Annotated in this window: 8 protein-coding genes; 4 read left to right on the top strand and 4 right to left on the bottom strand. The window is 40.4% G+C overall.

Annotated elements, in window-relative coordinates; translation table 11 throughout:
* On the bottom strand, positions 1 to 641 hold a 641-nt coding region (locus tag FWE23_10830), incomplete at its 3' end, for an InlB B-repeat-containing protein (protein MCL2845920.1).
* Positions 642 to 760: 119 nt separating this feature from the next.
* Here FWE23_10830 and FWE23_10825 point away from each other — a divergent pair.
* The 4 genes from FWE23_10825 (at position 761) to FWE23_10810 (ending at position 5,320) form a co-directional block, all read left to right on the top strand.
* Positions 761 to 1,357, top strand: a complete 597-nt coding sequence (locus FWE23_10825; protein MCL2845919.1) for a recombinase family protein — start codon at positions 761 to 763, stop codon at positions 1,355 to 1,357.
* A 369-nt stretch (positions 1,358 to 1,726) separates the two neighbouring features.
* On the top strand, positions 1,727 to 2,986 hold the full coding sequence (locus FWE23_10820) for an ATP-binding protein (protein ID MCL2845918.1): 1,260 nt from the start codon (positions 1,727 to 1,729) through the stop codon (positions 2,984 to 2,986).
* The gene (locus FWE23_10815) at positions 2,970 to 3,818 is read left to right on the top strand and encodes a hypothetical protein (GenBank protein ID MCL2845917.1); all 849 of its coding nucleotides are present in this window, start codon (positions 2,970 to 2,972) and stop codon (positions 3,816 to 3,818) included. The genes FWE23_10820 and FWE23_10815 overlap by 17 nt, the downstream gene beginning before the upstream one ends.
* 149 nt (positions 3,819 to 3,967) lie before the next feature.
* The gene (locus FWE23_10810; protein ID MCL2845916.1) at positions 3,968 to 5,320 is read left to right on the top strand and encodes a polysaccharide deacetylase family protein; all 1,353 of its coding nucleotides are present in this window, start codon (positions 3,968 to 3,970) and stop codon (positions 5,318 to 5,320) included.
* 44 nt (positions 5,321 to 5,364) lie between these two features.
* On the opposite strand, the gene FWE23_10805 is transcribed toward FWE23_10810, so the two are convergent.
* The 3 genes from FWE23_10805 to FWE23_10795 all read right to left on the bottom strand — a co-directional run bounded on the left by FWE23_10805 (position 5,365) and on the right by FWE23_10795 (position 7,833).
* Positions 5,365 to 5,826: a chemotaxis protein CheX gene (locus FWE23_10805; GenBank protein ID MCL2845915.1), complete on the bottom strand. Its 462-nt coding sequence runs from the start codon at positions 5,824 to 5,826 to the stop codon at positions 5,365 to 5,367.
* A gap of 102 nt (positions 5,827 to 5,928) precedes the next feature.
* A complete protein-coding gene (gene cmoA, locus FWE23_10800; protein MCL2845914.1) occupies positions 5,929 to 6,651 on the bottom strand; it encodes a carboxy-S-adenosyl-L-methionine synthase CmoA in 723 nt (240 codons plus the stop codon).
* A 3-nt stretch (positions 6,652 to 6,654) separates the two neighbouring features.
* On the bottom strand, positions 6,655 to 7,833 hold the full coding sequence (locus tag FWE23_10795) for an aspartate aminotransferase family protein (GenBank protein MCL2845913.1): 1,179 nt from the start codon (positions 7,831 to 7,833) through the stop codon (positions 6,655 to 6,657).
* Positions 7,834 to 8,265: the final 432 nt, after the last annotated feature.

The raw sequence follows: 8,265 nt of genomic DNA, 5'->3' as shown, positions 1-8,265 counted from the left end.
TTTTCTGTTATCGGCATTGTCTCGAATTCAAACTCTATGTCTTCCACTCCGATGATAAACCAGCCGAGGAAAATATATCCGTCTCTTGTAGGATCTGCGGGTCTTTCCGCAAATTCACCCTCTTCGACTTCAATAGGCGAAACAGGACTTCCTTGGTCGGAGTCGAAAGTCAATGTGAAGAATGTAGGTTCATCATCGTAAATACATTGAACTTCTTCCCAGAACACAAGACCGTTTATTCCGTTTACATTTACGGTTCCCGGTCTTCCTGTGTTTTGTTGGTTCAACCAAAAATGTTGTCCGAAATTAGTTTCCAAAGCCCGCCAATACCTGTCTTCAAAAGACACTATTGTTCCGGGAAGATACGCGGGACCTGCAGTAATCGCTGAGCCATTACTATGTCGCGCAGACCAACTTTGTCCGCCGCCATTGACGCTCCATTCCTGAACATTTTGGCAATCTACCGCAGCGTCGACGCTTGCGGACCTGTTTACACTCAATGCCAACGACGCAGCTTCGGTATAGCTGTCGGGCATTAGACGATCGGCGGGGCGCGGCTCCGCAGGTGTTGCAAAAACGCAAGACGCTGCAAAGAAAAAAAATGCCGCCGATTTTAACAAGAACATGTGTTTAAGACTCATAATTGTGCTCCTTGTTTAAAATTAATGGTTATAAAATTCGGAAAATTCCGCATAGTAAATTAAACCAACGTTTATTTTACCATAGTTTTAACCATTTCTTTTTTATAAGGAGTTTTATTATGATTTACGGGTATATCCGAGTAAGTACAGACAAGCAAACGACAGAAAATCAAAAATTTGAGATTGAAAATTACTGCCGAAAAAACGGGGTTGAAATTGACAAGTGGATAGGCGAGAAAATTTCCGGAAAAATTGATTTTGAACAACGATGTTTGGGAAAAATATTGAGAAAAACCGTAAAAGGCGACGTTATAATTTGTTCCGAATTATCTCGGTTGTCAAGAACAATGTATGCCTTGATAACCATCTTGTATCAATGCGAGAAGCGAAATGTGGACATTGTTTCCATAAAGGAAAATTTCAATACGCAAGAAAGTAAATATGCAAAACTTATCGCTCCCATATTTGCAATTTTTTCCGAATTTGAAAGAAATTTGATTTCGCAGAGAACAAAAGAGGCGTTGGCGTGTAAAAAAGCAGCCGGAATCAAACTCGGAAGACCGGTTGGCAGAAAATCAACGAGAAAAAAATTAACCGGAAAAGAGGCGCTGATACTGAAAATGAAAAAAGAAGAATTTTCACAGCAAAAAATGGCTAAAAAATTGAAAATTAACATCAAAACTTTGGCAACATTTATAAAAGATAACAATTTATAAAGTTTTTTCCGTTATTGTGTTGTGGAATATAATATATTAGTATGGTAAAATAAACGTTGGTTTAAATTACTTTTTTTTGATTCCATTTCCCATATTATAGATTTACCAACCTCTCAATTAAAATACTATTTGCCGAATTCCGGAATCTTAAAAATATGCATAAACTGTAAATTCAACAATTGGCTTTTCATCAGAGGCAGGAAAACCTGCCTCTTTTTGTTTATGGCGAAACGTATTTTTTTCTGAGAAATTATTACAAAAACTTTCGTTTTTCAAAAGTTTTTGGCTTTTTTCACAAAAACTTCTTGCGCAAGGCGTGGTTTATTACGTATATTAGATTATTAACAAGCGCCAAAAAGGAGTTGCCCAATGCCGGAATTAGAAAACGAAAACTATAAAAGCAGACCGACTTATCTTAAAACGCTGCTTGACTATAAAGATAAAAAAGTTATTAAAATAATAACCGGTATGAGGCGATGCGGAAAGTCCACAATGCTGAAAATATTTGCAAACGAATTGCAAAAAGCGGGAATTGCGCAAGAACGCATTATTGAAATAAATTTTGAGTCAATGAAGTTTAACGAAATTACGGACTGCAACGCTCTTTATTCTCACATTGCCCGGCGCATTACGACAAAAGAAAAAACCTATCTTATTTTTGACGAAATACAAATGGTCGATAAATGGGAAAAGGCAATAAATTCTTTTTTGGTGGACTTTAATGTTGATATATACATAACGGGTTCCAACGCTTATCTGCTTTCTTCCGAACTTTCGACATTGCTTTCGGGACGATATATCGAGATAAAAATGCTCCCGCTTTCGTTTAAGGAATTTTTAGATTTTAACAATTTTACCTCTGACTCAACCATAGAAGATAAATTTATACTATACGCAAAATATGGCGGAATGCCTGCAGTTGCCGAGTATGGTTTTAACGAAAAAATGATTTACGAAATGCTTGAAGGGGTTTACAATACGGTTATTGTCAAAGATGTTATCCAAAGAAGCAAAATAACGGACTCTGTTTTATTGAAAAAGCTAACGGATTTTTTGGCGCACAGCATTGGCTCCATAAATTCGGTAAACAGTATATCGAATTATCTTATAAGCAATAAAGAAATAGAACATAAAACAGCGCCAAACAAAGCAATTGAGGCATATATTGCGGCATTGCAAAACGCTTTTATCTTTTACGAATTAAAGCGATACGACGTTAAAGGGAAGTCGCTGCTTAAAACGCTCGGAAAAAATTATATTGTTGATATCGGCTTAAGAAATATGTTGCTTGGTTATCGTGATACCGAAAAAGGGCATATCTTAGAAAACATTGTGTTTTTTGAACTTTTGCGCCGTGGATACAAAGTCCACATAGGAAAATTTTTGAACTTTGAAATTGACTTTATTGCTGAAACGCCAAAAGAAAAAATCTATTTTCAGGTAAGCGAAAGTTTAGTAAACGAAAGCACTTTTGAGAGGGAAATAACTCCGCTCAAATCTATAAGAGACAATCACGAAAAAATAATTTTGTCGCAAGATAAAAATTTCATAACGTCTTACGATGGAATAAAAATTAAAAATGTAATTGATTTTTTGTTGGAAGGAGAAAACAATGTCGATTGCCGCTGAATATGCTGCCGCGCTTCATAAAAAGGAAGCGAAAAACCATTCGCATAATACCGCATTTACTTGCGATTTATCCGCTAAAAAACTCGACAGTGTAAAAGTCGCGATTTTTGATATATATGGTACGTTAATAAATTTTTGCCCCGTTAAACTTGCAAACGACGACGAAAAAAAAGAGTATCAGGCAAATGTTTTTTTGAAAACCGCCGAAGAATTTGGCTTTATTGAAACGCTTAAAAAAATCGACCCTGCCACTCCCCCGCAAACAACGCTTGCCAATTTTTACGGCGGGCTTTTACTTATGCTTCAAGAAAGAGACGAAAAAAACGGCAAAAATTTTTCCGAGCCGCAAGTCGCCGACGTTTGGAATTTGATTTTGGCAATGTTAGCGCGAAACGGCTACGACTGCGCTCAATACGGCATTGAAGACCGCGACGATTTTGCAAAATGTATCGCGTATTTCTTCCATTTTCACTCTTTCGGACGGACTGCACTGTACAAAAACTTAGGCAAAACGCTTATCGACCTAAAAAACAAGGGAATTAAATTGGGACTTTTGGCAAACACGCAATTTTTCACAACCTTTGAACTTTCGCTACTTCTTCGCGAGGACGGAATAAGCGATGATTACCTCGACATTTTCGACGACGATTTGTGCTTTTTTTCGTACGATTTTAAGATGAATAAACAAAGCCGCGTTTTGCATCAAAAAATGTTTGATACTATCTACGACTTGAAAATTTTGCCCAAAGAAGTACTGTTTATTTCCGCAAATAAATGGGATTTGGATTACGCCGAACAAATCGGAATGCGAACAGCGACGGCAAATGCGTAGTATATAATGTAAGGGCGTATTGCATACGCCCAAATTGTGATACTGCGGCAATTTTCGACATAATGGGCAAAAAATCTTTTGCCCCTGCGAGTGCGCAGATATTATTTTTACCTTGTTATTATCATTTTTTTGTTTTAGGAGATATTTTTATGCTCAAAAAAACCTTGACCCTTTTGTGTATGGCGACGGCGGCGTTTGCGGTTAATTTCCGTCAGCAGTCCCCTCTTCACCCGGGCGATTTTCCTTTGGAGAATGTGCCGCAGTTTGTATTTATCGGAGCGGACGATTGCGCCGAACCCGAAGCGATTATGTGGCTCGTGAACTTTTTGGGAAGCGTCAAAAATCCCGACGGCTCGCCTGTTTTGGCGACATTTTTTGTGAACGGGCGTTATGCGCAAAACAATCATACGCTCGCGCAAGAGCCTGAAATCACAAGAACTTGGCACGCTTGGAAAAGAGCGTTTGACGCAGGGCACGAAATCGGAAATCACACATTTTCGCATTGGTTTCCCGACGATTGGAGCGAACCGCGCGAAGACGCACGCCTTTTGCCGGTAGAACGTTGGAACGCCGAAATAATTTCAAACGACCTCGCGCTTACAGCAAACTTGGGAATTCCGAGAAGCAAAATTGTCGGATTTCGCGCGCCGTTTTTGGAATACAACAGAGCCGCATTTGAAGCAATGATAAGGCGCGGATTTTTGTACGACAGTTCAATCGAAGAAGGAATGCAACCCGACCAAGACGGCACCAACAGATTTTGGCCCTACCAAATTACGGGCGGCTCAATTATCGACAGTATGCAAGCGGAATGGTCGTCGGGCGCAAACGATTGGGGTTATAAAGGCATAGGAAAATTTCCGAATTCGAGAATGTGGATACTTCCCGTATATGCTTATATAGTACCGCACGACTCATTGGCGAGAGAACTCGGTTTCAGGCGCGGGTTGCGCTCGAGAACGCAAAGAAACGTGCCTTGGTTTAACAAAAATACGGGAAATATCACGGGCTTCGATTTCAATCTTATGGCTCCCAAAGCGTGGGGCGGCGCACAAATGCGAGCAGACGAAGTACTTGCTACAATGAAGCATACTTTCCATACGCATTTTAGCGGAAATCGCGCGCCCGTAAGCATAGGAATGCACCCCGATTACTATATGCCGAGCCAAAACAGAAATTACAGGTCGGCAGGAAACCACTTGCAAAGAAGAAAAATCATTGAAGATTTTGTAAATTACGTTTTGCAATATCCCGAAGTGCGCATAATAACGGGCGCAAATCTTATCGCTTGGATGCAGAATCCCGTTGCGCTTAACAGCGATATTCCCGTATTAAACGAGAGAGGCGAACCGTCGAGACCTCAGCAAGTCGTGCGTACAGCAAGACCTCAAGAGAGAGAAACACTTCAAAATAATGGTGGATATAACGGATTGCCGCTTGCAGACAGTGAAACAAAAATAGAAGATGCGCAAACAATAACGCAAGAAACAAACGCAGAATAACACGTAAGGTATGGGCGACCAAGGCGGTCGTCCATACTATTTGTTTACTTTGTTTTCAACGAAACTTCTATGGCAAATTCGCCGACTTCGCACTTGAAAGGAACAACAACAGTTTTTGTCGCAGTCGGAGAAACAAGTTCGTGCCTGCTTCCTATGACCACGTTCGGCAAACTGATAGAAACCTTGTATTGCGTAAGATACTGCTTTGCATAACCCGCAATAATGTTTGCAATTTCACCAATAGCGTCAGTAAGATCGGGACCTATTATTTTAAGTTCCGAGCCAAGCATTTTGGAAGCGACTTTAAGAGCTGTAATTTTTGTGAAACTTATAGCAATAGTTCCTTGCGCTTCTCCTGAAAGTCCTATAACGCCTGATACGTCGTAATGATGGTCGCCACCGCCTGCCTTGACAATCGGCTTTTCCATTGTTGCTTCCATATTCAACATCATTTTAAAAGTGTCGTTAGTCGCTTTCAAAAACGGGTTTACAAAAGAGACATCCATAAAACAATTCCTCCATTTCATTAATATCTCAAATATTTTATAGCAATCTCACTACAAAATAATATTTGCCATCAAAGATGTGGAAAAAAAGCATTTTATTTGTTATATTTGTTTTACGGCTATGTACGAGCGGAAGTTTAACGCCTGAAACCAACGATGTACTTTTTTGAAACCAACGCGCTTCAGACGTTCGATGTGAGCCTCTTCGCTATCGCTTATCAAGACGTTTTCGAGAGCGGCGCGTTTCACGGAAATCTCAGTTTCGTTGTAGCCGTTTGCGCGCTTAAAATCGTAATATATATCGGTAAAGAAGTCGTTTGGTGTTATATCGCTCACTTTTTCGGTTAAAATTAAAACGCCGCCATCCGTAAGCGACGAATAAATTTTATTAAGAAGCGCTTCTCTCTCTTTCGGTTTTATGAATTGCAAAGTCAGATTAAGTACGACAAAAGACGTTTTTTCAAAGTTTATTTTTGTAATATCTTCACAAATCAGCGAAATCTGCCTGTCTTTTCCACTTGCCGATACTAAGGCTTTCGCCTCGCGTATCATAGGCTCACTAACGTCAAAGCCGTAAATTTTGCAATTTTCCTGCTCAATATTTTTTGCAATCGCTAAAGAAGCGGCTCCCAAAGAACAGCCCAAATCGTAAATAACAGTGTTGGGTTGCGCATATTTTTTCGCCATTACCGCAATCATTGAAATTATCGTGCCGTAGCCGGGAACGCTGCGTTTCAGCATATCGGCAAATACGGCGGCTACTTTTTCGTCAAACGCAAATTCGGCAATTTCGGGATGTTCTTGTCTGAAAACCGTGTCGCGCATAATTCAGCTTTTTAACTCGTTCAAAACAGATACAAAAATATCAAGCGCTTCATCTAATTCTGCTTTTGTGATTACGAGCGGCGGAAGAAAACGCAACATATTCTTTTCCGCGCGCGCAAGGAGCAATCCTTTTTCGCGTGCTTTTGCGGCTATATTTTTGGTATCTCCGCTAAATTGAACGCCGATTATAAGCCCGCGACCGTAAATTCCAATGATTTCGCTATGCGTTTTTTGGATTTGCGATAATTTTTGCTTGAGATATTCGCCTTTCTCTGCGACATCAGTCAAAAATTCCTTTTTACTTACAATAGAAAGCATAGTATTTCCCAAAGCACAAGCAACAGGATTTCCGCCGAAAGTCGTTCCGTGGTCGCCCGCTTTTATCGCCGCGGAAATTTTTTCTTTTGCAAGAACGGCGCCCAAAGGAAGCCCGCCTCCGAGCGGTTTTGCGGAAGTGAGCAAATCGGGAGCAATTCCATAATTTTCGTACGCCCAAAGTTTTCCCGTTCGACCCAAGCCGCATTGAATTTCATCGAAAATTAAAACAGTGTCGGTTTGGTCGCAATATTCGCGCAAAAATTGCATAAATTCGGGACTTGCCTCGCAAATTCCGCCTTCCGCTTGTATAGGCTCTATTATAATCGCCGCAAATTCCGCACACGCCAAAACGTTTTTTGTCGCTTCAATATCGTTAAACGGCGCGTAAAAAAATCCTTGCGGAAGCGGACTAAACCCTTGATGAAACGATTTTTGCCCTGTCGCCGTCATTGCCGCGTAAGTTCGACCGTGAAAACTGTAATAAAAAGACAAAATCGCCGTCTTGGACGGATTTTTGCCGCTTGCGTACTTGCGCGAAAATTTAATCGCCGCCTCGTTCGCCTCCGTTCCGCTGTTGCAGAAAAACACTTTGTCGGCAAAACTTGTATCGATAAGCGTTTTGGCAAGGTCAATATTTTCTTTGTAAAAGTAATAATTTGAGGCGTGAATTATCTTTTTCGCCTGTTTTTCCATTGTTTCTTCGAGCGCTTTGTTTCCGTAGCCAAGCGCATTTACGGCAATTCCCGCGGTGCAGTCAAGGTATTTTTTTCCGTCCGTATCAAACAAATAAACGCCTTCACCCTTATCCATTACAGGCGCACCCGCGCGCGCATAATTCGGCACAAATAAATCGTTGCAATCCATCTTTTTCTCCATTTTGGCGACGGTCGCCACCCTTTTTTTATTAAATTCCGGCAAAAAATAATATTTGGGCGACGGTCGCCTCCCTTTTTTTTGAATATAACGTTAAAAATTATTGATAATACTAAAAATCTTGTATAATATAGTGTTTTCCGTCTCATAAAAAAGCAACCGCCTCAATTAAGAGACGGCTGCTATTGACAATTACTAAACGAGGCTGGAGCCTCTGGGAATTATTTAATAATTGTTGAATTTATTATTTTATCCGGTAAAATTGACTTGATATAATAAAAAGACCGACGAAGCTTCATATTTGGCACCATCCAAGTTCGCGCATTACTCGAAGCAAGCACGCATAACTCCCTGAAAACTATAGAGATACGGGGGGGGGGGGGGGGGAAAAAGGCCAAAATGAAATTTTTTAAAATTCCACAT

The sequence above is a fragment of the Chitinivibrionia bacterium genome, from assembly GCA_009779925.1.
Classification (GTDB): domain Bacteria; phylum Fibrobacterota; class Chitinivibrionia; order Chitinivibrionales; family Chitinivibrionaceae; genus WRFX01.
Note: the sequence above shows the minus strand (reverse complement) of the source record. Positions and strands in the feature narration are given on the sequence as shown.